The 247-nt window shown below is 65.6% G+C and carries 1 protein-coding gene; it reads right to left on the bottom strand.

The window, feature by feature from the left end; genetic code table 11:
• The coding region (locus BN1143_RS22815) for a VCBS domain-containing protein (RefSeq protein ID WP_042051928.1) at window positions 1–247 on the bottom strand (247 nt) is incomplete at both ends.

Below are 247 nucleotides of genomic sequence, written 5' to 3'. Positions count from 1 at the left end.
CCGCCGATCACGGCGCTGTCGTTCACGCCGGTGATGGTGATGGTGACGGTGTGGGTGGTGCCATCGACCGACTCGACCACAAAGGTCTCGACCTTGGTCTCGCCCTCGCCCAGGTACTGCACCTTGCTGTTGTCGACGTTGTAGGTCCAGGCGCCGCCTTCGGTGATGGAGAGGCTGCCCAGCGCACCCGCACTCGGAGTGCCGTTGCCGGCCACAAACTTGGCTTCATCCGCGCCGTCCACGTCGG

This window comes from Aeromonas dhakensis (assembly GCF_000820305.1).
Classification (GTDB): domain Bacteria; phylum Pseudomonadota; class Gammaproteobacteria; order Enterobacterales; family Aeromonadaceae; genus Aeromonas; species Aeromonas dhakensis.
This window is presented reverse-complemented; position numbering and strand designations above follow the sequence as displayed.